We start from the raw sequence: 25,297 nt of genomic DNA, 5'->3' as shown, positions 1-25,297 counted from the left end.
AACCGGCCGGCCCGTCACCCCTTGGCGGGCGCGGGGGTCTTGGGGGGATGCAGGCCCGCCTGGGCGGGCTCGGGCGCGCTGGTGGAGCGGAAGAAGGTGTACGACAGCGTCACCTCCGACTTTCCCTTGGTCTCGAAGTCCGAGGCGTACTTCGGATCGATGAAGTAGAGCACCGGCATGTCCACGGTCTCGCCCGGGCCGACCGTCTGGTCCTCGAAGCAGAAGCAGTCGAGCTTCTGGAAGTAGAGCCCCGCCTGCTCGGGCACGACGTTGAACACCGCCCGGCCGGTGATCGGCTGGTCCGAGGTGTTGGTGACCTTGAAGAACGCGACCTTGGTCTCGCCGATCTTGACCTGCTGGGAGGTCTGCTTGGCGTCGAAGTCCCACGGCAGGTCGCGGACGTTGGCGTCGAAGCGCACCGTCAGGGTCTTGTCGAGCACCACGTCCGAGGCGGCCTCGACCCGCCGCGGCGTGCCGTCGAAGCCGGTGAGTTCGCAGAAGGCGCGGTAGAGCGGCACCGAGGCGTAGGCCAGGCCGATCATCCCGGCGAACGCGGCCGCGCAGATGAGGGCGACCTTCTTGTTGCGGGCCTTTGCCGGATCAGAGGGGACGTTCGAGGACATTTCCACCGAGCCTCACGAGCGTGACGACGAAGACGAGGATCACGAACAGCACGAGGCCGACGGCCAGGGCGATGTTGCGGCCGCGCCGCGCCTTGGCTTCGGTCTCGTTCTCACGGGTGGGGTCGCTCATCTAGACGAGCTCCAGAGGCTTCAGGCCCGCCAGGTGCTCGGCGAGCAGGGTCGCGAACAGCAGGGCCAGGTACAGGATGGAGAAGGCGAACAGGTTGCGCGCGTCGCGGGCGGCGGCGCGCACGTCGTAGAGGCCCCCGTTGGCTTCCGGGTCGTTGCGCGGATCGGCCGCCTCGCCCGCTTTCGAGCGGTACAGGCGCCAGGCGAGCAGCAGGAACACCAGGCCGCCGAGGCTCGACACCGCCAGATAGGGCAGGCCGCCGAGGCCGGTGAACGCCGGGGCGATGCACACCGGGATCAGCAGCAGGCTGTAGATCAGGATCTGCCGGCGGGTGGAGGCCGCGCCGCGCACCACCGGCAGCATCGGCACGCCCGCCTTGGCGTAGTCCTCGCTGGTGTAGAGCGACAGCGCCCAGAAGTGCGGCGGGGTCCACATGAAGATGATGGCGCACAGCAGCCAGGCGTTCAGCGGGGCCGAACCCGTGGCCGCGGCCCAGCCGATCACCGGCGGCAGCGCGCCGGCCAGGCCGCCGATCACGATGTTCTGCGCCGTCCAGCGCTTCAGCCACATCGTGTAGACGACCGCGTAGAACAGGATGGTGAAGGCGAGCAGGCCGGCGGCGAACCAGTTCAGCGCCATGCCCATCAGCATCACCGAGAACAGCGACAGGACGACGCCGAGGGCCAGGGCGTCGGCGCCCTGCACCCGGCCGGCGGGCACCGGACGGCCGCGGGTGCGGCGCATCTTTGCGTCGATGTCGGCGTCCCACCACATGTTCAGCGCGCCGGAGGCGCCCGCGCCCACCGCGATGCACAGCACCGCGACGCCGGCCAGCACAGGATGGATCGCCCGGTCGGCGCAGACCAGGCCGGTCAGGGCGGTGAACACCACCAGCGACATGACGCGCGGCTTCAGCAGCTGGAAGTAGTCCTGCCAGCGGGCGGGCGCGCGGGTCGAGCTGAGGGCCGGCGACATGGCCATGAGCATATACTCTACAATGTCCGAGGGGCGCGCCCCGTCGGAGCGCGCCCCTCATAGATGGTCCCGGAGGAGCCTGACGCTAGTGGGCGTCCGGCTTGACCACCGGCAGTTCGTTGAACTGGTGGAACGGCGGCGGCGACGGGAGGGTCCACTCCAGCGTCGTCGCGCCCTCGCCCCACGGATTGGCCTCGGCCTTGCGGCGGAAGACCATCGCGTCGAGCAGGACCACCAGGAAGATCCCCACGCCCACCAGGGTCACCACGTAGCCCAGCGAGGACACCTGGTTCCAGAAGGTGAACGCCTCGGGATAGTCCACGTAGCGCCGGGGCATGCCCTGCAGGCCCAGGAAGTGCTGCGGGAAGAAGATCAGGTTCACGCCGATGAAGGTGACCCAGAAGTGCAGGGCGCCCAGCCACTCGCGGTACTTCACGCCCCACATCTTCTCGAACCAGTAGTAGAAGCCGGCGAAGATCGAGAACACGGCGCCCAGGCTGAGCACGTAGTGGAAGTGGGCCACCACGTAGTAGGTGTCGTGCAGGCTGTAGTCGATGCCGGCGTTGGCCAGCACGACGCCCGTGACGCCGCCCACCGTGAACAGGAAGATGAAGCCGATCGCCCACAGCATGGGCGTCTTGAACTCGATCGAGCCGCCCCACATCGTGGCGATCCAGCTGAACACCTTCACGCCCGTCGGAACGGCGATGACCATCGTCGCGGCCACGAAGTAGGCGCGCAGGTTGATGGGCATGCCCACCGTGTACATGTGGTGCGCCCACACGATGAAGCCGATGAAGCCGATGGCGACCATGGCGTAGGCCATCGCCAGGTAACCGAAGATCGGCTTGCGCGAGAACGTCGAGACGATGTGGCTGATGATCCCGAAGCCCGGCAGGATCATGATGTAGACCTCGGGGTGCCCGAAGAACCAGAACAGGTGCTGGTACATCACCGGGTCGCCGCCGCCGGCCGCGTCGAAGAAGTGCGTGTTGAAGTTGCGGTCGGTGAGCAGCATCGTGATCGCGCCCGCCAGGACCGGCAGCGACAGCAGCAGCAGGAAGGCGGTGATCAGCACGCCCCACGCGAACAGCGGCATGCGGTGCAGGGTCATGCCCGGCGCGCGCATGTTGAAGATCGTCGTGATGAAGTTGATCGAACCCAGGATCGAGCTGGCGCCCGCGAGGTGGAGCGACAGGATCGCCAGGTCCATCGAGGGGCCGGTGTGGCCCGAGGTGGACAGCGGCGGATAGGCCGTCCAGCCGCCGCCGAAGCCGCGGCCCGGGCCGCCGTCGACGAACAGGGACACGCACAGCAGCATGAAGGCGGCGAACAGCAGCCAGAACGAGATGTTGTTCATCCGCGGGAAGGCCATGTCCGGCGCGCCGATCATCAGCGGCACGAACCAGTTGCCGAACCCGCCCATCGTCGCCGGCATGACGACGAAGAACACCATGATCAGGGCGTGGGCGGTGACCACGACGTTGTAGCCGTGCTTGGTCGGATCGATGAGCCCGAGCTGGCTCAGCAGCCCGCCTTCGCGGAACACCTGGATGCCCGGCTCGGCCAGTTCCCAGCGGATCAGGCCGGACAGGGCGCCCCCGATCAGGCCCGCCATGATGGCGAACAGGATGTAGAGGGTGCCGATGTCCTTGTGGTTGGTCGAGAAGAACCAACGCGTGATGAAGGGCGGCTTGTGATCGTGACCGTGATCGTGAGCGGCGGCGTGTGCCATCTTACTCTAGTCCTGGCTTATTTCGCGGCCGGCGCCACAGGCGCAGGCTGAGTGGTGGCGGCGGGCTCGGCGGCGGCCGGCTGGGCCGCGTCGGCGGCGGCCGGAGCCGCCTCGGTGTTCGCGGCGCCCGCGGCGTCGGCGGCGGCGTCGAGCGCGCTGGGCGTCGGGGCCGGCGCGCCGCCGCCCTTCGAGGCGACCCACGCGTCGAAGTCGGCCTGGCTCACCACCCGCACCTCGATGGGCATGAAGGCGTGGTCCACGCCGCAGAGCTCGCGGCAGTTGCCGTAGTAGGTGCCCACGCGGTCGGCCTTGAACCAGGTCTCGTTCACCCGGCCGGGCACGGCGTCGGTGATGATGCCGAACGAGGGGACGGCGAAGGCGTGGATCACGTCGGCGCCGGTGACCAGCACGCGGACCGTCTTGCCGACGGGGACGACCATCGGTTCGGTGGCGGCCAGGCGGAACGGCACGTTCTTCGCCCGCGCCTCGTCCTCCGGCAGCATGTTCGAGACGAACTCGGAGACGTTCTGGTCGGGATACTCATAGCCCCAGTACCACTGGTAGCCGGTCGCCTTCACCGTCAGGTCGGGCTTGGGCATGTCGTGGTAGGCGTAGAGGAGCTTGAACGAGAAGATCGCGATGAACACCAGGATCAGGACCGGGACCAGGGTCCAGACCACCTCCAGGGGGGTGTTGTGGCTCCAGCGCGCGGGGACCGGATTGGCCCGCTTGTTGTAGCGCACGATCACCCACACCAGCAGCGCCAGCACGAACAGGGTGATGATCGTGATGATCGGCAGCAGGATGGCGTTGTGGAAGAAGATCGCGTCGGCGCGCAGCGGGGTCACGCCCGGCTGCAGGTCGATCGCCCCCGGCGTCGGCTGACCCATCATGTCTTCAGCCAGGGCGCCCGCGCCCCAGAACGCCCCCGTAGCGGCCGCGACGATCCCCGCCGCCAACGCCCGCAAACCCTGAAACCTCGACTTCATGTCCCCTCGGTCTGGTTGGCCGGCGGCGCCTCGCGAACGGGCGAACAGCCTCCGCCGACTTGGAGAACAGGCGCGCACGCGCGCTCGCTGGCGCCCGCCCGGCCCACTCAGCGGCGGTCCATACGCGCTCCGGATTGGCTTGCCAAGGCGGTTGCGGCGCTTCCGGCCCGGTCTGCATCTTTGCAGCGCCCCGAGGGGCGGATTCCTCCCCTCGGGGCCGCGGACGACCCCACTTCCGGCGAGCGCCGTTCCCGAACCGGCATGCGACTCGCCGCCGCTGTCGAAGGGGGCCCGTCGAACGGGGCGACGAAAGGGCCGGTGACGCGGGCCGGCCGGCTTCCTATCTTGCGGCCATGAACGCGCACGCCCCCTCCCCCTCCATCCTCGAGTCCGCCGGCGTCGATTCCGGCCGCGCCCGCGAAATCCTCGGCCAGGCCCTCGCCGGCGCCGACGATGGGGAGCTGTTCGTCGAGCGCTCGGAAAGCGAGTCGTTCCTGTTCGACGACGGGCGGCTGAAGTCGGCGGCCTACGACGCCACCGAAGGGTTCGGCCTGCGGGTGGTGGCGGGCGAGACCGCCGGCTACGCCCACGCCAGCGAAATCTCCGAGGCCGCCATCCGCCGGGCCGCGGACTCGGCCGCGCTCGCCAAGCGGGGCTACGAGGGCGTCGCCGCAGAAGGGCCACGGGCGACCAACGCCAAGCTCTACGCCGAGGACGATCCGCTCGCCTCGCCCGACTTCTCGGACAAGGTGGCCCTGCTGCAGGAGATCGACGCCTGGGCCCGCGCCCGCGATCCGCGCATCGCCCAGGTGATGGTCAGCCTCGCGGGCGAGCGGCGCACGGTCGAGATCGTGCGCGCCGACGGGCGGCTGATCCGCGACGTGCGCCCCCTGTCCCGGATCAACGTCCAGGTCACGGTCGAGCGCGATGGCCGGCGCGAGAACGGCTACACGGGGGCCGGCGGCCGAGCCGGGTTCGAGACCTGGATCACCGCCGACAAGTGGCAGGCCCAGGTGGACGAAGCGCTGCGCCAGGCGCTGGTGAACCTAGACGCCGTGCCCTGCCCCGCCGGCGAGATGGACGTGGTCCTGGGCCCCGGCTGGAACGGCGTGCTGCTGCACGAGGCGGTGGGCCACGGCCTGGAGGGCGACTTCAATCGCAAGGGCACCTCGGCCTTCTCGGGCAAGATCGGCGAGCGGGTCGCCGCCCCCGGCGTGACCGTCTTCGACGACGGGGCGATCGCCGGCCGCCGCGGCTCGCTGACCGTGGACGACGAGGGCACCCCGACCCAGCGCACCCTCCTGATCGAGGACGGCGTCCTGGTGGGCTACATGCACGACCGGATGAGCGCGCGGCTGATGGGGCTGTCGCCCACCGGCAACGCGCGCCGGCAGTCCTACGCCCACATGCCCATGCCCCGGATGACCAACACCGGCATGCTGGGCGGCGACACGCCGCGCGAGGAGATGATCGCCTCGACGAAGCGGGGGCTCTACTGCGCCAACTTCGGCGGCGGCCAGGTGGACATCACCAACGGCAAGTTCGTCTTCCAGTGCACCGAGGCGTACCTGATCGAGGACGGCAAGCTGACCACGCCGGTGAAGGGCGCCACCCTGATCGGCGACGGCCCGTCGGCCCTGACCCGCGTCACCATGCTGGGCGACGACTTCGCCTTCGATCCCGGCATCGGGGTGTGCGGCAAGTCGGGCCAGAGCGTCCCGGTCGGCGTCGGCCAGCCCTCGCTGAAGATCACCGGCCTGACGGTGGGCGGCACCAGCGTCTAGGGAAATCCTTCCCCATCAGGCGGAGGGACGCCGACGGCCCGGCGCCTTGACGGACCTTACGGGCATTTAATTGGCCTCCCCGGCGTAACGCGGTTCACCTGCGCGGACTTGGGGAGAGTCCGTCATGCTGATCGTCCACGTCCTGGCGCAGGCCGCCGTCGCCGCCGCGCCCCCGCCGGCGGACCAGGGCGTCATCAGCTATCCGGCCAGCTTCTTCGCCGACCAACAGCCCGCCAACGCCGCCGAGATGGTCGAGCGCACCCCCGGCTTCCTCCTGGACACGGGCGATTCGGTGCGCGGCTACGAAGGCGCGGCCGGCAACGTGCTGATCGACGGCAAACGCCCCGCGACCAAGACCGACGACCTGGAAGCGATCCTGCGGCGCCTGCCGGCCAGCCGCGTGGAGCGGATCGACATCATCCGCGGCGGCGCGCCCGGCATCGACATGCAGGGCAAGAGCGTCATCGCCAACGTCGTCCGCAAGCCCGGCGGCATGACCGGCCTCGTCGCCGTGGCCCAGAACCATACGTGGGACGGGCGGACGGCGCCGGCCATGCGCATCGAGGGCCAGGGCGACCTGGGCCCGCGCAAGTGGGAGCTGGGCGTGTTCTGGGGCAAGGCCATCGACGACGGCTACGGTTCGGGCCGGGCGGTGCGCCTGCATCCCGATGCGCGCCCCGACGTGGCCGCCTTCGCCGACACCGAGGGCGACCTGGTGGACGCCCAGGCCACGGGGGCGTTCGAAACCCCGCTGCTGGGCGGCCAGGCGCGTTTCAACGGCCGCGCCTACACCCAGAAGTTCAAATTCGAGGAGGACTTCCGGCTCCTGTCCCCCGCGCCGGGACTGGAGACCACCGACGAGGTCACCTGGACCGACGAGACCGAGCTTGGGGTCAACTACACCCGCAGCCTGGGCGCCCGCACGTCGCTCGAGCTGGTCGGCCTGCGCCAGGACCGGGAGCGCAGCATCGTCTCCACCCAGAGCGCCGCGCCCGACACCGTCACCTTCGCCCTGGACCGGGACACGTCGGAGACCATCGGCCGCGCCGTCCTGAAGCACCGCTTCGGCGACCGGCTGTCGGTCGAGGGCGGCGGCGAGCTGGCGGTCAACGAACTGGACAGCCGCACGTCCCTGCATCTCAACGGCGCCCCCGGCGACCTGCCCGCCGCCAACGTGGCGGTGAAGGAGGAGCGCGGCGAGCTGTTCGTGAAGAGCGCCTGGCGGCCCGCGTCGGGATGGACCGTCGACTCCTCGCTCCGCTACGAGAGCTCGACCATCTCGTCGGAAGGCGACGTGGTGCTGGAGAAGACGCTGCGCTTCTGGAAGCCGCGCGTGACCGCCAGCTGGGACGCGCTGCCGTCGACCCAGCTGCGCGTGCGGGTGGAGCGGCAGGTCGGCCAGCTGAACTTCGACGACTTCGTCGCCACCTCGCGCTTCTCGAGCGGCGGCGGGGTGACCGCCGGCAATCCCGATCTCGACCCGGAGCAGGCCTGGGTGGCCGAGGCCGCGGTCGAGCACCGGTTCTGGCGCTCGGGCTCTGTCGTCGTGGCGTTCCGTCATTTCGAGCTGAAGGACGTGGTCGACCGCGGCCCGGTCACCGCGCCCACCGGCGAGATCTTCGACCGCCCCGAGAACATCGGCGACGGGACCAAGGACGAGCTGGCGCTGGAGTGGAACATCCCCTTCGAGCGCGTCGGCCTGCGCGGCGTGCAGCTTCGCGGCGACCTCACCAAGCGCTGGTCCGAGGTGGTCGATCCCACGACGGGCGAGACGCGCGAGATCTCGGGCCTGCACCCGCTGGACTGGAACGCCTACCTGACCCACGACATCCCGCGCTGGCGGCTGACCTGGGGCGTCAGCGCCTACGGCGGCTGGCGCGAGACCTACTACCGCTACAACCTGGTCGAGACGACGAAGCTGAAGACCTTCGTGCACCCGTTCCTGGAGTGGAAGCCGCAGCCGGACATCCACATCCGCGTCGAGCTGCCGAACGTGACCGAGCGGGGCCTGCGCCGGACGGTGGCCATCTACCCCGGCCCGCGCGGCGGCGGCGGCCAGCCGGTGATCGAGGACCGCGACCTCCAGCCCGGCCGCATGTGGTACGTCCGCGTGCGGAAAACCTTCGGCGGCTAAGCGCCGGACGGCGCAAACATTTCCCCGATTTAATCCACCTTACGGCCAATTAATTGGCTCCGGCCCCGGGGCGCGGGTCATCTGCGCCCACTTGGGGAGCTACACCACATGCTGATCGTGAATGTCCTGGCGCAGGCCGCCGCCGCCGTCGTTCCGCCCGCGGCCGAGGCGCCGCCGCAGCAGGGGGTGATCAGCTACCCCGCCAGCTTCTTCGAGGGCCAGCAGGCCTCCAACGCAGCCGAGATGCTGGGCCGGGTCCCCGGCTTCACGCTGGACGTGGGCGACAGCGTGCGCGGCTACGAGGGCGCCGCCGGCAACGTCCTGATCGACGGCCAGCGTCCGGCCAGCAAGAGCGACAATCTCGAGGAGATCCTGCGGCGCGTGCCGGTCAGCGCCGTCGAGCGCATCGACATCATCCGCGGCGGCGCGCCCGGCATCGACATGCAGGGCAAGTCGGTGCTGGCCAACGTCGTCCGCAAGCAGGGCGCGAGCTTCCGCGGCCTCTTCGCCGTGGCCAACAATCACCTCTGGGATGGGCGCAACATGCACGGCATGCGCCTGGAGCTGTCCGGGGGCGACGGGACGCGCAGCTGGGAGACGACGATCCGCTACGGCTACGGCAACGACGACGGCGGCCAGTTCGGCCCCTACGTCCGCCTGGCGCCCGACGGGTCCATCATCCGGCAGGCGGCCTACGAGGCCGAGAGCGACGGCGTCCAGCAGACCATCACCGCCGGCTACAGCCAGCCGCTGCTCGGCGGCCGGATCGCCCTGAACGGCCGGGCCTTCTGGGACAACTGGAAGAACGAGAACACCGTCCGCTTCAGCCAGCCCGCCGACCGCGTGGACAACTTCACCTCGCCGTACGACGAGTTCCTGACCGAGCTGGGCGCCCGCTACAATCGCGACTTCGGAGCCAGGACCAAGCTGGAGGTCGTCGGCCTGCGCAGCGATTCGGACTTCCACGGCTTCGACCTGGCCGTCACGCCCGGGACCACCAACGACTTCCGCTACGAGCGGACCTACGACGAGACGATCGGCCGGGCCGTGCTGAAGCACCAGCGCTCCACGACGCTGTCGTTCGAGGCCGGCGGCGAGGCCGCCCTGAACCGGCTGGACAGCCATTCCGAGCAGTTCGTCAACGGCGAGGCCGAGGACCTGTCGGCCGCCGACGTGCAGGTCGAGGAGCTGCGCGGCGAGCTGTTCGCCAAGGCCGTGTGGCGCCCCACCGCGCAGTGGACCCTGGACGGGGGTCTGCGCTTCGAGGCCTCGGAGATCTCGTCCGAGGGCGACGTGGTGCTGGAGAAGCGCCTGAGCTTCCTCAAGCCCCGCCTCTCGGTGGCCTGGCAGCCGCGGCCGAGCACCCAGGTCCGCGGCCGCGTGGAGCGCGTGGTCGGGCAGCTGGACTTCGACGACTTCGTCGCCGACGCCGACTTCGAGGAGGGCACCGGCGTCAGCGTCGGCAATCCCGACCTCGACCCGGAACAGGCCTGGGTCGGGGAACTGGCGCTGGAGCAGCGGTTCTGGAAGAGCGGCGCGCTCACCGTCACCTATCGACACTCCGAGCTGACCGACGTCATCGACCGCGGTCCGGTGTTCACCCCGAGCGGCAAGGTCTTCGACCGGCCGACCAACATCGGCGACGGGACCAAGGACGAGCTGATCGTGACGCTGATGGTCCCCTCCGACCCGCTGGGCTGGAAGGGCGGCGTCCTGCAGGGCGAACTGAACCGCCGCTGGTCGAAGGTGACGGACCCCACCACCCTGACGCGCCGCGAGATCTCGCGCCTGCGGCCGCTGGAGTGGGAGGTGCGCTACACCCAGGACCTGCCGCAGTGGGGGACGAGCGTCGGGGTCGCGGCGTTCAGCGGCTGGTCGCAGACCACCTACCGCTACAATTCGATCACCGACGTGAAGCTGCACAACGCCTACGTCACCGCCTGGATCGACAAGCGGCTCGACCCCGAGACGATCGTGCGGGTGGAATTCACGAACCTTACCGAGCGCGGCATCCGCTTCAACACCCAGGCCTACGACGGCGATCGCCGCACGGGCCAGCTGGCCTACACCGACGACCGGGACCTGACGCCGGGCCGGACCCTCTACGTCCGCCTGCGCAAGAGTTTCGGCGGCTAGGGCTCGCCCCGCCCCTCCGCCGAAAGAAAGAAGGCCGCGGATCGCTCCGCGGCCTTCGTGTTTTCGCCCGGGCGCGCGGCCTAGCTTTGGCGGTCGCGCCGGATGGCGGCCGGGCTCACGGCCTGGCGCTCGCCGTCGAGCACCGGGGCGATGGGCTCGGGCTGCGCATGACCGGCCGGGTCGTTCACCCCGTGCGCCCAGTGCTTGATGAAGAAGCTGAGCACGACGAAGCCGACGCCGATGCCCATGCCCCACAGCCCCAGCATGTTGAACACCTTCAGCGAGGCCGCCAGCGAGGCGGCCGGGTCGGTCACCTGGCCGCCGACGGTGTGGGTGCCCGCCAGGCCCGCGATCCAGCCGCCCACGTACTGGGCGACGGACGAGGAGAGGAACCAGACGGCCATCATGAACGAGACCACGCGGGCGATGGACAGCTTGGTGATCTCGGACAGTCCCACCGGCGACAGGAACAGCTCGCCCGTGGTGTGGAAGAGGTACAGCAGCGCCAGGAAGATCATCGGCATGCGGTACTGCTCGTCCGCGAAACCGGCCCCCCAGACCACCACCATGAAGCCCAGGCCCACCTGGAAGAGGCCCAGCCCGAACTTCAGCGTCGGGTTCGGGTCCCGGCCCCGTTGCGCCAGCCAGGCCCACGCGGCCGCGAACACGGGCGCGAAGATCAGGATGTAGCCGGCGTTGAACGACTGGGTCTGGGCGGCGCTGACGCCCACGAGGTTCACGTTCCGCGCGGCGAACAGGTTCAGCGAGGTGCCGGCCTGTTCGAACAGCGTGAAGAACACCACCGCGCCAAGGATCAGCACCGTGGCCAGCATCATCCGCTGCCGTTCGACCCAGGTCTTGGCCATGAAGGCGATGATCAGGGCGATGCCGATGAACGAGGCCACGGTCGAGATGCCGAGCGCCACGCCGACGACGGCGTTGCGCTGCACCAGCCACCAGACCGGCAGGACGCCCAGGATGCTGAGGCCGTAGATCAGCCACTCGCGGTTCACAGGGCCGGCCACGGGCTTCTTCAGCAGCTCGGGGTTCGGCGGCTCGCCGTTGCCCTCCAGGTGCTTCTTGCCGAGGACGAAGACGATGAAGCCCGCGAGCATGCCGACGCCGGCGAGGCCGAAGCCCGCCCACCAGCCGAAGGTCACGCCCAGCAGGCCGCAGAGCACCGAGGCCCAGAAGGCGCCCAGGTTGATGCCGTAGTAGTAGAGGGTGAAGCCCGAATCCCGCCGCGGGTCGCCCTGCGGATAGAGCTGGCCCACCAGGGTCGAGATGTTCGGCTTCAGGAAGCCCACCCCCATGATGATCAGGCTGACCGCCAGGTAGAACGCGTTCTTGCCGAACGGATCCACCGTGTTGGTGAGCTGGTACTCGCCGTCGGGCAGCACCGACGGGAGGGGCGCGTCGGCCGGAAGGTTCTTGATCTCGAGGCCGCCCGTGGCGGCCGGGCCGAACTCGTGCTGCTGGCCGTCCACGACCAGACGCACCTGGCGCTGCTCCATCAGCCCCTCGGAGACGACCTGATAGGTCTGGCCGGCGTAGGTCAGGGTCTGGGTGGCGGGCTTGCCCTCCACGGCCATGGTCAGGTGGCCGGCGACGAGCAGGAGCGCCCCGAAGGCCACCGCCTTGCGCGTGCCGATGTAGCGGTCGGCCAGGATGCCGCCCAGCAGCGGCAGCAGGTACACGAGCGAGGTGTAGGAGCCGTACTGGGCGTTCGCCGTCGCATCGTCGAACAGCAGGTGCTGGGTCAGGTAGAAGATCAGGATCGAGCGCATGCCGTAGTAGGAGAAGCGCTCCCACATCTCGGCGAAGAACAGGATGATCAGCCCGCGCGGGTGGTTCTTGCGGAGCTGCATCAGCACCGGCAGGCCGGTGACGAGCGTGATCGCTATGCCGATCAGGACGATGAGGTTCATGTGGGGGAGGTTTCCCGGGTTTCCCTATGGACTTCCAACGGCTTGGACGATCGCGCCCAGGCCGGCCGGATTTGGCGGGAGAAAATCACGCGGACTCCGGAAGCACAAGCAAGCCGGCGCCTTCGGAGCGGATGGCGGAGCCTCCGGCGCGCCTGCCGCGTTGTCCCCCTGCAAGGAGGACCCCGCATGCTGACCCCCGGCCCGGACCACCCGATCACCGTCGAGCCCGCGAGGAACCGCTGGCGGGCGCGCTTCGCCGGCCACGTGATCGCCGACAGCGACGACGTCCTGATCCTGCAGGAGGCGAACCTGGCCCCCGTCGTCTACTTCCCGCGGGACGACGTGGCGATGGAATACATGGGGCGCAGCGATCACGTCACGCACTGCCCCTACAAGGGCGATGCGACCTACTACACGCTGCGGATGGAGTCCTACGTCGAGGACGACGTCGCCTGGAGCTACGAGAGCCCCGCCGAGGCGGTGGCCCGGATCAACGGGCGGATCGCCTTCTATCCCGACCGGGTCGAGGTCTACGAGGTCGACGACGCGGCGGTGAACCCGAAGCACGACCGGGAGGACGACGCCGCCCGCGAGGACGTGGACGCGGTCGTCCAGCACACCGACTCGGGCGCCGGGACCAGCCAGCGCGAACACTGGGAGCCCAACGTGGAGGGCCCCGGCGGCGGCCTGCGCTGAGCGCGCGCCCTAGTAGGCGAAGTCGTCGAAGACCCGGCCGGCGTCGCCGTTCCAGCGGGTCTCGTACAGTTCGAGCAGGCGCTCGGCGGGCGTGACGCCGCTGTCGGCGATCTGCTCCAGCTCGGCAAGGTAGCCGCTCTCGTCCACCAGGCCGCCCGACAGGCGGTTGCGGCGCTTCAGCCCCTCGCGGGCGATGGCCAGCATGTCCTTGGCCACGTCCTGCACCGAGCGGCCGCCGACCTGCGCCTTCAGGCCCAGGCGCGCCACGTCGGCCCGCAGGCGCTCGTGGTCCTCGATGGCCCACCCCTTGGCCAGGTCCCAGGCCGCCTCGAGCGCGGCGGAGTCGTAGAGGATCCCCATCCAGAGGGCCGGCAGGGCGCACAGCCGGCTCCACGGCCCGGAGTCGGCGCCGCGCATCTCCAGGTACTGCTTCAGCCGCACCTCGGGGAAGATGGTGGTGGTGTGGTCGGCCCAGTCCTTGATCGTCGGCCGCTCGCCCGGCAGCTCGGGCAGCCGCCCCTCCATGAAGTCGCGGAACGAGCGGCCGGCCACGTCGATGTACCGGCCGTCGCGCTTGACGAAATACATCGGCACGTCGAGGGCGTAGTTCGCGTAGGTCTCGAATCCGAAGCCGTCCTCGAACACGAAATCCAGCATCCCCGTGCGGTCGGGATCGGTGTCGGTCCACACGTTCGCGCGCGTGGAGAGCAGGCCCGACGGCTTGCCTTCCTTGAACGGCGAGTTGGCGAACAGCGCGGTGGCGATCGGCTGCAGCGCCAGCGAGGCGCGGAACTTGGCGACCATGTCGGCTTCCGAGCCGAAGTCGAGGTTCGCCTGCACCGTGCAGGTGCGGAACATCATGTCGAGGCCGAGGGAGCCGACCTTGGGCATGTAGGCCCGCATGATGCCGTAGCGGCCCTTGGGCATCACCGGGACCTGCGCGCGGGTCCAGGTGGGGGTGAAGCCCAGCCCCAGGAAGCCCAGGCCCAGCTCGTCGGCCACGACCTTCACCTCCTGCAGGTGCTGGCCGGTCTCCTCGCAGATGTCGTGGATGGTCTCGAGCGGGGCGCCGGACAGCTCGAACTGGCCGCCGGGCTCGAGGCTGACGCTGGCCATGCCGCGCTCCAGCGCGATGACGTTCTCGCCCTCGAGGACAGGCTTCCAGCCGAAGCGGGTGAGGCCGTCGAGCAGCGCCTTGATGCCGCCGGGCTCGTAGGGGACCGGCTCGTGCGAGCCCAGCTTGAAGACGAACTTCTCGTGCTCGGCCCCGACCCGCCAGTCGGCGGCGGGCTTGGCGCCCGCCTCGAACCAGCGGACCAGGTCCGCGAACACGAGCGGGCGATCGTCGCAGGCGACACCGGCCATCCAAAACCTCCCCAGCCCAACCCGGATCATGGCGGGCGAGGTCCCGCGCAGCCGTGATCTTTACGCCGTTCAGCTAGGTGGGGGCAATTCGGCCGTTGCTCAAGAGCGCCAGTCGCCGGCCGCGGCCTGCCACAGCGCGAGCGCGCTGATCGCCGCCGTGTCGGCCCGCAGGATCCGGGGCCCCAGGCTGGCCGGGACGGCGTAGGGCAGCGCCCGCAGCGCCTCCCGCTCGCGCGGGGAGAAGCCGCCCTCGGGTCCGATGAGGATGGCCCAGGGGCCGGCCGCGCCCTCCAGCGCCTCGAGCACGGGCCGGGCGTCGCCCGCCTCGTCGCAGAACAGCAGCCGCCGGCCGGGCTCCCATTCGGCGAGCAGCCGCTCCAGCTTCACGGGCTCGGTCACCTCGGGCACGTCCAGCCGGCCGGTCTGTTCCGAGGCCTCGGTGGCGATGGCCCGCAGGCGCTCCACCCGGGTGTGGTCGGCGTTGGTCCGCTCGGTCACCACGGGCCGGATGCGCCGGGCGCCCAGCTCGGCCGCCTTCTCGACGATGGTCTCCAGCGGCGCGCGCTTGACCAGCGCGACGACGAGGTCGAGGTCGGGCCCCGGGGCCTGCGGGCGGGCGGGGTCGATCACCTGCAGCGTCACCGCGCGCTTGCCGACGGCCGCCACCAGCGCGCGCCACTCGCCGTCGCGGCCGTTGAACACCCGCAGCTCGTCCCCGGCCTTGGCCCGCATGACGGCGGCGAGATACCGGCTCTGGCCCTCGTCCAGGGCGAGCTCGGCGCCGGCCGAAAGGTCGTGCGTCACGAACAGACGGATCATGCCGCGCGTTCTAGCCTCCCCCGCCGATCCCCGCATAGGCTCAGCTCCATGCCCAAGTCCGACTACGACCGCGAACTCGAGGCCCTGCAGGTCGCCCTCGTCCGCTTCCAGCAATACGCCATGGCCGCCGGCGAGAAGGACCTGGTGATCTTCGAGGGCCGCGACGCCGCCGGGAAGGATGGGGCGATCAAGCGGATCGTCGAGCCGCTGTCGATCCGCGCCACCCGCGTCATCGCCCTCCCCAAGCCCACCGACCGCGAGCAGAGCCAGTGGTACTTCCAGCGCTATGTCCCGCACCTCCCGGCCGCGGGCGAGCTCGTGATCCTGAACCGCTCCTGGTACAACCGCGCCGGGGTCGAGCGCGTGATGGGCTTCTCCACGCCCGCCGAGCAGGAGGTGTTCCTGCAGGACGCGCCGATCTTCGAGCGGATGCTGACGGACGGAGGCGTCCAGATCGTCAAGCTGTGGCTCGACATCTCGCGCCAGGAACAGGCCCGGCGGCTGGAGGCCCGCCGCTCGAACCCCCTGAAGGCGCTGAAGGTCAGCCCGCTCGACGCGGTCGCCCAGGAGAAGTGGGAGGCCTATTCCGCCGCCCGCGACGAGATGCTGGCGCGCACCGGATCCGAGCACGCGCCGTGGATCGTCGTGAAGACCGACGACAAGAAGACCGCGCGCCTCAACATCCTGCGCCTGCTGCTGAAGGCGCTCGCGCCCCCGGAGATCGCCGGCGGGGTCGCCGAGCCCGATCCCGAGGTGGTCTTCCGCTTCACGCCCGAGGCGCTGACGCGGCTCAACCGCTGAACGTTGTTCTTGCTTCGTTCGCACGCTAGCCTGTCTGCATGAAGGATTCGCTCACCGCCGGCGAGGCCCGGCGCATCGCGCTGGCGGCCCAGGGCTTCGGCGCCCGCCCGGACGGCGAGGTCGGCCGCCGCCAGCTCGTCAAGCTGGTGGACCGCCTGGGCGTCGTGCAGATCGACAGCGTCAACGTGGTCTCGCGCACCCACTATCTGCCCGCCTTCTCGCGCCTGGGCGCCTATCCGCGCGAGCTGCTGGAGGAGATCGCCTGGGGCCGGAAGAAGGCGCTGTTCGAGTACTGGGCGCACGAGGCCAGCCTGCTGCCCCTCGGCGCCCAGCCGCTGTTCCGCTGGCGCATGGCGGACGCCCGCGAGGGCGTCGGGACCTGGAAGGGCATCGCCCGGTTCCTGCGCGAGCGACGCGACTTCGTGGATGCGGTGCTGGACGAGATCCGCAGCCGCGGGCCGATGTCGGCCTCCGAGCTGGAGATGGGCCACAAGGGCCAGGGCGGCTGGTGGGGCTGGAGCGAGGCCAAGCGGGCGCTGGAGGGCCTCTTCTGGGCGGGCGAGCTCACCACCGCCACCCGGCGCGGAACCTTCGAGCGGGTCTACGGCCTGCCCGAGACGGTGCTGCCGAAGGCGGTGCGCGAGGCGCCGACGCCGCCGCGCGAGGCGGCCCAACGCGAGCTGCTGAGGATCGCCGCCCGAGCCATGGGAATCGCCACGGCCCGCGACCTGCGCGACTATTTCCGCATGGGCGTGGAGGACAGCCGCGCCCGCCTCGCCGACCTCGTGGAGGCCGGCGACCTCGTCCCGGTGACGGTGAAGGGCTGGCGCGAACAGGCCTATCTCGACCCGGCCGCGCGGCGGCCGCGGAAGGTGCAGGCCCACGCCCTCCTCTCCCCCTTCGACAATCTGATCTGGTTCCGCGACCGGACCGAGCGGATGTTCGGGGTGAAGGTGCGGCTCGAGATCTACACCCCGGCCGAGAAGCGCACCCACGGCTACTATGTCCTGCCGTTCCTGGAGGGCGATGCGATCACGGCCCGGGTCGACCTGAAGGCCGACCGCAAGGCGGGCGAGCTGATCGTCCAGGCCAGCCACGCCGAGCCCTGGGCCTCGGACCGGACGGCCGCGCGGCTCGCCGAGGAGCTGGGGACGATGGCGGCCTGGCTGGGACTGGGGCGCGTCCGCGTCGCCCGCCGCGGCGACCTCGCCGCCGCGCTGGAGGACGCGATCGGTCAGCCCAGGTAGATCCAGCCCTCCCCCAGGCTGGACATGGACACGCCCGCCAGGACGATCCGGCCGTCCGCGACGTCGACGATCACGTCGGCGCCCGACTGGTAGGCGTTGTAGCCGGAGCCGGCCACGAGGTTGAGGCGGTCGCCCTCGGCGAAGTTGAAGTCCAGGATGTGGTCGAGGCCGGCCCCGGCGAAGCTGTGGAAGGTGTCGGCGCCGCGCGCGCCGGCCAGGGTGTCCGAGCCGCGGTCGCCCGCCAGCCAGTCGTCGCCCGCGCCGCCGGTCACCGCATCGTCGCCCTGGCCCCCGCGCATGACGTCGTTCCCGGTCCCGCCCAGCAGCACGTCGTTCCCGAGGTTGCCCAGCACCGCGTCGTGGCCATCGTCGCCGAACAGCTGGTCGTGGCCCTGGCCGCCGACCACCCAGTCGCCGCCCGCGCCGCCGTAGACGGTGTCGTTCCCGATGTTGCCGTGCAGGTCGTCGAACAGCGGCCCGCCGACCAGGCGGTCGTCACCGGCGTCGCCGCGCAGATAGTTCTCGCCGGAGGTTCCGGTGAGGGTGTCGTTTCCCGCCCCGCCGTGCAGCGGCGTGCCGGTCAGGTCGTCGTTCCCGGGGGTGGGCGCGCCGCCGCCTGCGCCGAGCGGCGGGTCGGCCCAGTCTACCTTCACATTGGCCGAGCCCACCGAGACCGTGCGGCTGGACGCGGCGAAGCCGCCGCCGGAGAAGGTGACGGTGTAGGTCCCGGGCGCGACCGCCACCTCGTAGCCGCCGGAGCCATAGGTGAGGGCGCTCACCGCCTGGCCCGTCGCGGCGCTGGTCACCGTCACGTTGATCCCGCCCAGGCCCTCGCCCGGATCGTAGAAGACGTCGCCGTCCAGGTCGTCGAACGCGACGCCGGTGATGAAGTAGGCGCTGCCGGTCTTGGCGAAGTTCTGGGTGGCGAATACGCCCTGCCAGCCCTGGTATTCGCCGGTCTCTATGCCGATGCCGACCTGGCGGAAGTTCCCGTTCAGGATGTTGGCCCGGTGGCCGGGGGAGTTCATCAGGCCGACGTGCAGATCGGCCACGTCGTCCTGGATCCCGGCCGCGCCGCGCAGGCTCTGCCAGGCGAGGTTCTCGCCGGTCGTCCACGAGCCGGTGAGCTGGTAGCCCGCCGCCACCATGCGGTCGGTCGGCGTGGAGCCTCCCGCGCCGGTGTGGCTGAAGGTGTCGTTGGCGATCATCCACTGGCTGTGCAGCTCGGCGGAATCGTTCAGCAGGAAGTCGAAGGCCAGCGGCTGCACGCCGGCCGCGGCGCGCTCGGCGTTGACCAGCTCCAGCATGTACTGCTCGTAGGGGGTCGGCGCGGACATCGGGACCTCGGAAAAGTTGAACCTTTCCAGGGTTCAACGCGGGCGCGGCGAAAAAGGGGCCTAGGGCCGCGCTTCCGGCAGGGCCCAGACGGCGGTCTTCTTGACCTCCATGTCCTCCAGCTCGCGGGTGGTCGGGACCTGGTATTCGGCCAGCTTGTCGAGGCCTTCGCGCGGGAAGTAGCTGCGGCCGGGATCGCCGATCAGCACGGTCGCGCCGTTCGCCCGGGCCTCTCCCAGCCAGGCGATGACCCTGGCGGCCAGGGGCTTCTCGTAGCAGATGTCGCCGGCGAGGATGACCTGCGCCCAGGCCGGGGGCGGTGCGTCCAGCAGGTCTGCGTCGGTGAAGGCGCAGGCGACGCCGTTGGCCTCGGCGTTCAGGTCCAGGGCCGCGCCGCAGAACGGATCGACGTCGGCGGCGAGCACGTCCGCGGCTCCGGCCTTCATGGCGGCGATGGCGACGATCCCCGAGCCCGAGGCGAAGTCGATCACCCGCTTACCGGCCACCGCCTCGGGATGGTCAAGGACGTAGCGCGCCAGGGCCTGGCCGCCCGCCCAGGCGAAGGCCCAGAACGGCGGCGGCAGGCCGATCTCGGCCAGGGCCTCCTCGGTCATCCGCCAGATCGGGGTGATCTCGTCGGCCAGGTGCAGGACCAGCTCGGGCGTGTGCGGCGGGCGCTGCAGCCGGGTGTTCTCGAGGATGAAGGCGCGGCGGGCCTGCGGCGGGATCATCCGGATGCTCTAGCCCAATCGCGCGGCCGGGGCATCGGCCCGAACCTCCGGCGCCAACCTCAGGCCGCGACCCGCTCCGGCCGGCTGGACGCGAGCTTCAGCAACTCGAGGTAGCCCGGCGCCGACAGCATCCGGTCCGTGACGCCCTTCCGGGCCAGCAGCCGGCGGACCCTGGGCAGGTTGTAGCAGGGCACATGCATGAACATGTGGTGCTCGCAGTGATAGTTCACCCAGTAGGGCGCCAGGAACGCGCGCTCGATCAGGTTGGCGTGGGTGGTGCGCGCATGGCGCAGGGGATCGGGCTCGTCCTTGGCCACCAGGGCGTGCTCGGCGATGTTGCGCAGGCGGGTGACCATCGGCAGCCAGGTGGCCTGGGGCGCCAGCCACAGCACCGGCCACACCCACCAAAGGCCGAACGGCGCGGTCAGCGCCACCGTCACGACCATGCCGGTGAAGAACCGCCGGCGGCGGACCACGGCGTCCTTCAGGATCGGCCACAGCGGCTCGCCCGGCTGGCGCGCGCGCAGGCGTTGCACGAGGCCCGACCACTTCTGCTTGTAGTAGGTCTGGCCGGTCAGATCGCGGACGATCTTCCGCCGCAGCGAGGTGCGGGTGATCGGGAACGGCGCCGACAGGACCAGGTCGGGATCCTCGGCCTGCTGGGCGTACTTGTGGTGGCCCAGGTGGTAGGGCCGGTAGGGCGTCAGGTCGCCGGTGGTCAGGTGGTTGCCCACCCAGTCGTTGACCGCAAGGTTCGGGTGCAGGGCGCCGTGCACGGCGTCGTGCATCAGGATGGCCAGCCCCAGCTGCCGCGCGCCGATGATCGCCACCGCCAGCGGGATGGTGATGGGCCAGACCACGGCCATGGCGCCGGCGGCGAGGATCACCGCCCAGGCGTGGGCGACCAGCGCCGGGCCCTTCCACCACGAGCGGCGGGGCAGCGGCGCCCATTCCTCGGGCGTGAAGAAGTCCTTCGGACTGACGCGGGCGGCGACGGCCATGGCCGCAGTCTACGCCCGGAACGCCCCGCGAAACAGGGTGACGCCGGGGAACGGTCTTGGGGGGAACGGCCTAGAGCGGGAAGCCCCCCGCCACGACGGCGGCGAACAGGATCAGCCCCGCCCAGGCGTTGGCCTTGAACAGGAACAACGCCTGCGCCGGGGCGTCCGGCCGCACGCGCCGCGCCTGCAGGATCAGGTGGACGGCGTAGAGGGCGAACAGCGGCAGGGCGAGGGTCGAGGCGCCCCCCTGCAGCAGGGCGGCCGCCGCCAGGGCCAGCGATACCAGGTAGAAGACGAGGACGCCGCGCCCCACGCCGGAGCCCAGGCGCCGCGCCGAAGACTTCACGCCGGCCAGGGCGTCGTCCTCGAGGTCCTGGACCGCGTAGATGGTGTCGTAGCCGAGGGTCCAGAAGATGCCCGCCGCATAGAGCAGACCGGCCGCGAGCGAGAGCTCCCCCGCCGCCGCCGCGTAGCCCAGCAGCGCGCCCCAGTTGAAGGTGAGGCCCAGCCACGCCTGCGGCCACCAGGTGATCCGCTTCATGAACGGATAGGCCGCGACCAGCGCCAGCGAGGCGACGCCCAGGCCGATGGCGAGCGGCGGCATGGTCAGCAGGAGGCCGAAGGAGACGAGGCAGCAGGCGACGATGAAGCCCCACGCCTGCCGGAGGCTGATCTGGCCCGAGGGAATCGGCCGCCCCGCCGTGCGCGAGACCTTGGCGTCGATGTCGCTGTCGACGATGTCGTTGTAGGCGCAGCCCGCCGCCCGCATCAGCGCCGCGCCCACGAAGATCTTGGCGAGCAGCGCCAGGTCGGGGCCGCGGCCCGTCGCCAGCCCGGCCAGGGCGACGCCCTGCCAGCCGGGCAGCATCAGGAGCCAGACGCCAGTCGGCCGGTCGAAGCGGCCGAGCTTCAGCCATGGGCGGAGCCCCGCGGGCGCGTGTCGGTCCACCCAGTTGGCGGGCGCGGCGTCGGGCAGGGGCGCGGTCATGGGCGGCGACTTAGCAGAGCCGGGCCTGTGGCGGAAATGCCGCGGCGGAATCCGGCGTTCTCCGAACCCGCCCCGGTTCCTTGACCCCCGCCGGGGCGGCGCCTAGCTTCTGAACCTTCGAGGCCGATCCGGGAGGACGACATGACCGACGTCGCGTTGCCCCCCGCAAACGCCTCGGGCCGCCGCCGCCGCACCTCTAGCTCGCCCGGACGCCCCGTCCCGAGGCGCTCGCCGGTCCTCCGCGCGAAGCGAACCCGTGCGCCTGCGGCCTCCCGCGAGTTCTCCACCCACGACAGCCTTTCCGGCCCGCGCGCTCCGACGGCGCCCGGCCGGCCTTCCCGAGATTCCGCATGACCGACCACTACGAAGACGACGACGAGGCCAAGAAGGACCGCGTCCTGAAGAACAGCCAGGTGCTGGGCTTCATCGCCCGCTTCTGGATGCGCCGTCCCTGGCTGTTCTGGCCGGCGGTGATCCTGATGCTGGTGGCGATCGGCTTCGACCTCGCCCTGCCCTGGGCCGCCGGCCGGCTGGTGGACGCGGTGGCGACCACGCCGCGCGAGCCGCCCGAGGCCTGGGCCGCCTGGGCGACCTTCGTCGGCGTCTACCTGGCCTTCTCGCTGATCCGGAACGCGGCCTTCCGCTTCTGGAACCCCATGGCCGCGCACAACATGAAGGCGATGACCGACGAGGCCTTCCGCCGGGTGCAGGCGTTCTCGGCCGACTGGCACGCCGACACCTTCGCCGGCGCCACGGTGCGCAAGCTCTCGCGGGCGATGTGGGGCTACGACAGCGTCTCGGACGCGGTCGTGCTCTGGCTGGGCCCGGCCCTGCTCGTCCTCGTCGGCCTGTCGGTCAGCATGATCTTCCGCTGGCCCGGCGTGGGCCTCTTCGCCCTGGCGACGGTGGCGCTCTACATCGCCTCGAACCTGTGGCTGACGGTGAAGTACGTGCGCCCGGCGAACCTGAAGTCGGTGGCGCTGGACAGCCGCATCGGCGGGGCGCTCGCCGACTCCATCACGTCCAACCCGACGGTGAAGGCGTTCGGAGCCGAGCCGCGCGAGGAGGCCCGCATCGCCGAGGTCACCGAGCTGTGGCGCAGCCGGACGGTGATCACCTGGAACCGCTTCCTCGACGTCTGGCTGATCCAGAACATGATCCTGGTGGTGCTGCAGGCGGGCCTCTCGGGCCTGCTGGTGCGGCTGTGGGCGCTGGGCCAGGCGAGCGCCGGCGACGTCGCCTTCGCGATCACCTCGTTCCTGCTGATGAGCGGCTACCTGCGCAACATGGGCGAGAACATCCGCATGATGCAGAAGGGCCTCGACGACGCCGAGGACGTGGCCGCCTACGCCCGCATGGCGCCCCAGGTGCCCGACCGGCCGGACGCGGCCCATTTCCGCGGCCAGCGCGGCGAGATCGTCTTCGACAAGGTGACGTTCCGCTACAAGTCGGCCGAGACGCCGCTCTACGAGGATTTCTCGCTGGCCATCGCGCCGGGCGAGCGGGTGGCGCTGGTGGGCGCGACCGGGGCCGGCAAGTCCACCTTCGTCAAGCTGGTCCAGCGGCTCTACGACCTGGAGCGCGGCCGCATCCTGATCGACGGTCAGGACATCGCCCACGTGGCGCAGGGCTCGCTCCGCCGCGCGATCGCCGTCGTGCCGCAGGACCCGGCGCTGTTCCACCGCACGATCGCCGAGAACATCGCCTACGCCCGGCCGGACGCCACCCGCGAGGAGGTCGAGCTGGCGGCGCGGCGGGCCCGGGCCCACGACTTCATCACCCGCCTGCCGAAGGGCTACGCGACCCTGGTCGGCGAGCGCGGCGTGAAGCTGTCGGGCGGCGAGCGCCAGCGGGTGGCGATCGCCCGCGCCTTCCTGGCCGACGCCCCGATCCTGGTGCTGGACGAGGCCACCTCCTCGCTCGACGTCGAGACCGAGCGCCAGGTGCAGGCGGCGATGGAAGAGCTGATGGCGGGCCGCACGACCATCGTCATCGCCCACCGGCTCTCCACCATCCGCGGCGCCGACCGGATCCTCGTCTTCGAGAACGGCCGGATCGTCGAGGAAGGCCGCCACGCCGACCTGGTGAGGAAGGGCGGCGCCTATGCGCGCCTGCACGCGGTGACCGAGGGGATGATCTAGGAGGGATGCTGGGCCCCCCGCCCGCGGCTTGCCGGGCGCGGGCGGCCGGCCTAGAACATAACGCGAACATGAATACGGAGGGCCCGCCATGCGCGAGGACGGCAAGATCGACTACGTGGAGTTCCCCGGCGGCGACATGGCCGCCACCAAGGCCTTCTACGGCCAGGCCTTCGGCTGGACCTTCCAGGACTACGGTCCCGACTATCAGGCCTTCAACGAGGGCCTCGACGGGGGCTTCCACGCCGACGCGGCCGAGGCGGCGCCGCAGCCCCTGGTCATCCTCTACGCCCACGACCTGGAAGCCATGGAGGGCAAGGTGCGCGCCGCGGGCGGAACGATCGTCCGGCCGATCTTCGCCTTCCCCGGCGGGCGGCGGTTCCACTTCCGCGACCCCGCCGGCAACGAGCTGGCGGTCTGGAGCGAGGGGTAGCGTCAAACAACCTTAAGCTGACTAAGGTTGAGGTGATCGTCAGATACGCACAGGGGGGCGACGATGAAGGGGTGGATCGTGATCGTTGGCGCGCTGGCGCTGGCGGTCGGAACAGCGCAGGCGCAGCCGCTTGGCTCGCCGGCGCCGGCGCCGACGTCGGCGAAGGCCTCGTCGTCCGCAGGCGTTTCGGCTTCGGTGACCCTGACGCGCGTGGGCAGCCCCCTCCGCGACGAGCAGAAGGTCGGCACCTATTGGTGGGGAACCGTCTGCATCCAGCCGACGCCGCTGCTGTGGAAGGATCTCGCCGAGATGATGACAGGTCTGGACGCCGTCTTCGCGGAAGAGTTCGCCGCCGCGGCCTGAAGGCCGGCTCCGACCCGTCCAACCTCTTCGCCGAAGCTGCTCCGACATCTGGGGACCTGCAGGTCGGCGCCCTCGTCAAGAGCGCGGACGCCTCCTACTGCGAGAACGTGATCAAGACCTCCGGCAAGGTTACGCTCGGCGTCGAGTGGCAAATCTACTCAGGCCTGCGGCGCGAGGTGGTCGCCAGAATCGAGACGACCGGCACCTACGAGGCGAAGAAGCTCGACGACCGCAGCAAGCGCAGCCTCGCCCAGGAGGCGTTCGCCGCCAACGTCCGCAGTCTCCTGGCGGACGAGCGATTCCGACAGGTGATGGCCGACGATCCCGCTCAGGCCATCGGCTCCCCCGCGACCCGCTTCGAGGCGATCCAGATCGTTGGCCCCAAGGCGGCGTCTGTGCCTCTATCTGCGGCGGTGCAGTCGGTTGCGGCCGTGTTTGCAGGCGGCGGCCACGGCAGCGGCTTCGTGGTCTCGAGCGACGGCTATCTGCTCACCAACCAGCATGTCGTCGGCGACGCCAAGTACGTGAAGGTCCGCTGGGCGGATGGCTTCGAGGCATTGGGCGAGGTTGTCAGATCGGACCGCCGACGCGACGTCGCGCTCATCAAGACGAGCGCCAAAGCGACACCCCTGGCGCTCCGCTCTTCGCCGGCGGCGCTGGGCGAGACCGTGTTCGCGATCGGAACGCCCCTCGACGCGAAATTCCAGAACACGGTGACGAAGGGCGTCGTGTCGGCGAGCAGGACCTACGACGGCCTCGCGTTTCTCCAGAGCGATGTGGGGATCAATCCCGGCAACAGTGGAGGTCCGCTGCTTGACGAGAAGGGTTCGGTGCTCGGGATCTCCGTCTCGACCTACCAGGTCAACGACGCGCCGACGGGCCTGAACCTCTTCATCCCGATCGCTGAGGCGCTGGACACCTTGGCGCTCAGGCCGGCGAACTGAGC

General features: G+C 70.5%; 22 protein-coding genes. 10 read left to right on the top strand and 12 right to left on the bottom strand.

The window, feature by feature from the left end; all coding sequences use genetic code 11:
* Positions 1 to 14 precede the first annotated feature (14 nt).
* The 5 genes from PHZ_RS02945 to coxB form a co-directional block, all read right to left on the bottom strand.
* Positions 15 to 623, bottom strand: coding sequence for a cytochrome c oxidase assembly protein (locus PHZ_RS02945; RefSeq protein WP_012521107.1), 609 nt, complete (start codon positions 621 to 623; stop codon positions 15 to 17).
* Complete coding sequence (locus PHZ_RS22965; RefSeq protein WP_086003999.1) at positions 601 to 753, bottom strand: hypothetical protein; 153 nt, start codon at positions 751 to 753, stop codon at positions 601 to 603. The genes PHZ_RS02945 and PHZ_RS22965 overlap by 23 nt, the downstream gene beginning before the upstream one ends.
* Positions 754 to 1,740 (bottom strand): heme o synthase, encoded by a 987-nt coding sequence (gene cyoE, locus PHZ_RS02940; RefSeq protein WP_012521106.1) that lies wholly within the window; start codon positions 1,738 to 1,740, stop codon positions 754 to 756. It lies immediately after the preceding gene.
* Between the two features lie 73 nt (positions 1,741 to 1,813).
* Entirely contained in the window at positions 1,814 to 3,463 is a 1,650-nt protein-coding gene (gene ctaD / locus PHZ_RS02935) for a cytochrome c oxidase subunit I (protein ID WP_012521105.1), read from the bottom strand.
* A 17-nt stretch (positions 3,464 to 3,480) separates the two neighbouring features.
* Positions 3,481 to 4,452: a cytochrome c oxidase subunit II gene (coxB, locus tag PHZ_RS02930; RefSeq protein WP_012521104.1), complete on the bottom strand. Its 972-nt coding sequence runs from the start codon at positions 4,450 to 4,452 to the stop codon at positions 3,481 to 3,483.
* A 353-nt stretch (positions 4,453 to 4,805) separates the two neighbouring features.
* On the opposite strand from coxB, the gene tldD reads away from it, so the two are divergent.
* The 3 genes from tldD (at position 4,806) to PHZ_RS02915 (ending at position 10,506) form a co-directional block, all read left to right on the top strand.
* The gene (tldD, locus tag PHZ_RS02925) at positions 4,806 to 6,236 is read left to right on the top strand and encodes a metalloprotease TldD (protein ID WP_012521103.1); all 1,431 of its coding nucleotides are present in this window, start codon (positions 4,806 to 4,808) and stop codon (positions 6,234 to 6,236) included.
* Between the two features lie 124 nt (positions 6,237 to 6,360).
* Positions 6,361 to 8,370 (top strand): TonB-dependent receptor plug domain-containing protein, encoded by a 2,010-nt coding sequence (locus PHZ_RS02920; protein ID WP_012521102.1) that lies wholly within the window; start codon positions 6,361 to 6,363, stop codon positions 8,368 to 8,370.
* Positions 8,371 to 8,478: 108 nt separating this feature from the next.
* Positions 8,479 to 10,506 (top strand): TonB-dependent receptor plug domain-containing protein, encoded by a 2,028-nt coding sequence (locus tag PHZ_RS02915; RefSeq protein ID WP_012521101.1) that lies wholly within the window; start codon positions 8,479 to 8,481, stop codon positions 10,504 to 10,506.
* Positions 10,507 to 10,586: 80 nt separating this feature from the next.
* Here the strand turns inward: PHZ_RS02915 and PHZ_RS02910 are convergent, their stop codons facing one another.
* Positions 10,587 to 12,434, bottom strand: a complete 1,848-nt coding sequence (locus PHZ_RS02910) for a peptide MFS transporter (RefSeq protein WP_012521100.1) — start codon at positions 12,432 to 12,434, stop codon at positions 10,587 to 10,589.
* Between the two features lie 186 nt (positions 12,435 to 12,620).
* Between PHZ_RS02910 and PHZ_RS02905 the strand changes: the two genes are divergently transcribed.
* Positions 12,621 to 13,130, top strand: coding sequence for a DUF427 domain-containing protein (locus PHZ_RS02905; RefSeq protein ID WP_012521099.1), 510 nt, complete (start codon positions 12,621 to 12,623; stop codon positions 13,128 to 13,130).
* A gap of 9 nt (positions 13,131 to 13,139) precedes the next feature.
* On the opposite strand, the gene PHZ_RS02900 is transcribed toward PHZ_RS02905, so the two are convergent.
* Both PHZ_RS02900 and PHZ_RS02895 read right to left on the bottom strand, forming a co-directional pair.
* Positions 13,140 to 14,495, bottom strand: coding sequence for a glutamate--cysteine ligase (locus PHZ_RS02900; protein WP_012521098.1), 1,356 nt, complete (start codon positions 14,493 to 14,495; stop codon positions 13,140 to 13,142).
* 99 nt (positions 14,496 to 14,594) lie between these two features.
* Positions 14,595 to 15,314 carry a 16S rRNA (uracil(1498)-N(3))-methyltransferase gene (locus tag PHZ_RS02895; RefSeq protein ID WP_012521097.1) on the bottom strand — a complete coding sequence of 240 codons (720 nt, stop codon included), beginning with the start codon at positions 15,312 to 15,314 and terminating at the stop codon, positions 14,595 to 14,597.
* Between the two features lie 48 nt (positions 15,315 to 15,362).
* Here PHZ_RS02895 and ppk2 point away from each other — a divergent pair, with 48 nt between their 5' ends.
* Together ppk2 and PHZ_RS02885 are read left to right on the top strand one after the other, a co-directional pair.
* Positions 15,363 to 16,115, top strand: coding sequence for a polyphosphate kinase 2 (gene ppk2, locus PHZ_RS02890; RefSeq protein ID WP_012521096.1), 753 nt, complete (start codon positions 15,363 to 15,365; stop codon positions 16,113 to 16,115).
* A 38-nt stretch (positions 16,116 to 16,153) separates the two neighbouring features.
* Positions 16,154 to 17,362 (top strand): winged helix-turn-helix domain-containing protein, encoded by a 1,209-nt coding sequence (locus tag PHZ_RS02885; protein ID WP_012521095.1) that lies wholly within the window; start codon positions 16,154 to 16,156, stop codon positions 17,360 to 17,362.
* Here the strand turns inward: PHZ_RS02885 and PHZ_RS23350 are convergent.
* The 4 genes from PHZ_RS23350 to ubiA form a co-directional block, all read right to left on the bottom strand.
* Positions 17,350 to 18,699, bottom strand: a complete 1,350-nt coding sequence (locus PHZ_RS23350) for a CAP domain-containing protein (RefSeq protein WP_012521094.1) — start codon at positions 18,697 to 18,699, stop codon at positions 17,350 to 17,352. The two genes, PHZ_RS02885 and PHZ_RS23350, sit on opposite strands and share 13 nt — an antisense overlap.
* Before the next feature lie 60 nt (positions 18,700 to 18,759).
* Positions 18,760 to 19,428, bottom strand: a complete 669-nt coding sequence (locus PHZ_RS02875; protein WP_012521093.1) for a class I SAM-dependent methyltransferase — start codon at positions 19,426 to 19,428, stop codon at positions 18,760 to 18,762.
* A 59-nt stretch (positions 19,429 to 19,487) separates the two neighbouring features.
* Positions 19,488 to 20,429, bottom strand: a complete 942-nt coding sequence (locus PHZ_RS02870) for a fatty acid desaturase family protein (RefSeq protein WP_012521092.1) — start codon at positions 20,427 to 20,429, stop codon at positions 19,488 to 19,490.
* Between the two features lie 70 nt (positions 20,430 to 20,499).
* Positions 20,500 to 21,417 (bottom strand): 4-hydroxybenzoate octaprenyltransferase, encoded by a 918-nt coding sequence (gene ubiA / locus PHZ_RS02865; protein ID WP_012521091.1) that lies wholly within the window; start codon positions 21,415 to 21,417, stop codon positions 20,500 to 20,502.
* Positions 21,418 to 21,767: 350 nt separating this feature from the next.
* Between ubiA and PHZ_RS02860 the strand changes: the two genes are divergently transcribed.
* The 4 genes from PHZ_RS02860 to PHZ_RS02845 all read left to right on the top strand — a co-directional run bounded on the left by PHZ_RS02860 (position 21,768) and on the right by PHZ_RS02845 (position 25,295).
* Positions 21,768 to 23,558, top strand: coding sequence for an ABC transporter ATP-binding protein (locus PHZ_RS02860; RefSeq protein ID WP_012521090.1), 1,791 nt, complete (start codon positions 21,768 to 21,770; stop codon positions 23,556 to 23,558).
* Positions 23,559 to 23,646: 88 nt separating this feature from the next.
* Entirely contained in the window at positions 23,647 to 23,988 is a 342-nt protein-coding gene (locus tag PHZ_RS02855; RefSeq protein ID WP_012521089.1) for a VOC family protein, read from the top strand.
* 63 nt (positions 23,989 to 24,051) lie between these two features.
* A complete protein-coding gene (locus tag PHZ_RS02850; RefSeq protein WP_041373059.1) occupies positions 24,052 to 24,351 on the top strand; it encodes a hypothetical protein in 300 nt (99 codons plus the stop codon).
* Positions 24,352 to 24,458: 107 nt separating this feature from the next.
* The gene (locus PHZ_RS02845; RefSeq protein WP_049758114.1) at positions 24,459 to 25,295 is read left to right on the top strand and encodes a S1C family serine protease; all 837 of its coding nucleotides are present in this window, start codon (positions 24,459 to 24,461) and stop codon (positions 25,293 to 25,295) included.
* Positions 25,296 to 25,297 lie beyond the last annotated feature (2 nt).

Origin of the sequence: Phenylobacterium zucineum HLK1 (assembly GCF_000017265.1) — a bacterium.
In the GTDB taxonomy this organism is placed as follows: domain Bacteria; phylum Pseudomonadota; class Alphaproteobacteria; order Caulobacterales; family Caulobacteraceae; genus Phenylobacterium; species Phenylobacterium zucineum.
Note: the sequence above shows the minus strand (reverse complement) of the source record. Positions and strands in the feature narration are given on the sequence as shown.

Coding starts and splice junctions, on each gene's coding strand:
- PHZ_RS02885 (WP_012521095.1), top strand. CDS start 16,154: ATGAAGGATTCGCTCACCGCCGGCGAGGCCCGGCGCATCGCGCTGGCG.
- PHZ_RS23350 (WP_012521094.1), bottom strand. CDS start 18,699: ATGTCCGCGCCGACCCCCTACGAGCAGTACATGCTGGAGCTGGTCAAC.
- PHZ_RS02870 (WP_012521092.1), bottom strand. CDS start 20,429: ATGGCCGTCGCCGCCCGCGTCAGTCCGAAGGACTTCTTCACGCCCGAG.
- ppk2 (WP_012521096.1), top strand. CDS start 15,363: ATGCCCAAGTCCGACTACGACCGCGAACTCGAGGCCCTGCAGGTCGCC.
- PHZ_RS02850 (WP_041373059.1), top strand. CDS start 24,052: ATGAAGGGGTGGATCGTGATCGTTGGCGCGCTGGCGCTGGCGGTCGGA.
- PHZ_RS02875 (WP_012521093.1), bottom strand. CDS start 19,428: ATGATCCCGCCGCAGGCCCGCCGCGCCTTCATCCTCGAGAACACCCGG.
- PHZ_RS02900 (WP_012521098.1), bottom strand. CDS start 14,495: ATGGCCGGTGTCGCCTGCGACGATCGCCCGCTCGTGTTCGCGGACCTG.
- PHZ_RS22965 (WP_086003999.1), bottom strand. CDS start 753: ATGAGCGACCCCACCCGTGAGAACGAGACCGAAGCCAAGGCGCGGCGC.
- PHZ_RS02905 (WP_012521099.1), top strand. CDS start 12,621: ATGCTGACCCCCGGCCCGGACCACCCGATCACCGTCGAGCCCGCGAGG.
- ubiA (WP_012521091.1), bottom strand. CDS start 21,417: ATGACCGCGCCCCTGCCCGACGCCGCGCCCGCCAACTGGGTGGACCGA.
- PHZ_RS02945 (WP_012521107.1), bottom strand. CDS start 623: ATGTCCTCGAACGTCCCCTCTGATCCGGCAAAGGCCCGCAACAAGAAG.
- coxB (WP_012521104.1), bottom strand. CDS start 4,452: ATGAAGTCGAGGTTTCAGGGTTTGCGGGCGTTGGCGGCGGGGATCGTC.
- PHZ_RS02915 (WP_012521101.1), top strand. CDS start 8,479: ATGCTGATCGTGAATGTCCTGGCGCAGGCCGCCGCCGCCGTCGTTCCG.
- PHZ_RS02855 (WP_012521089.1), top strand. CDS start 23,647: ATGCGCGAGGACGGCAAGATCGACTACGTGGAGTTCCCCGGCGGCGAC.
- tldD (WP_012521103.1), top strand. CDS start 4,806: ATGAACGCGCACGCCCCCTCCCCCTCCATCCTCGAGTCCGCCGGCGTC.
- PHZ_RS02895 (WP_012521097.1), bottom strand. CDS start 15,314: ATGATCCGTCTGTTCGTGACGCACGACCTTTCGGCCGGCGCCGAGCTC.
- ctaD (WP_012521105.1), bottom strand. CDS start 3,463: ATGGCACACGCCGCCGCTCACGATCACGGTCACGATCACAAGCCGCCC.
- PHZ_RS02860 (WP_012521090.1), top strand. CDS start 21,768: ATGACCGACCACTACGAAGACGACGACGAGGCCAAGAAGGACCGCGTC.
- cyoE (WP_012521106.1), bottom strand. CDS start 1,740: ATGCTCATGGCCATGTCGCCGGCCCTCAGCTCGACCCGCGCGCCCGCC.
- PHZ_RS02920 (WP_012521102.1), top strand. CDS start 6,361: ATGCTGATCGTCCACGTCCTGGCGCAGGCCGCCGTCGCCGCCGCGCCC.
- PHZ_RS02910 (WP_012521100.1), bottom strand. CDS start 12,434: ATGAACCTCATCGTCCTGATCGGCATAGCGATCACGCTCGTCACCGGC.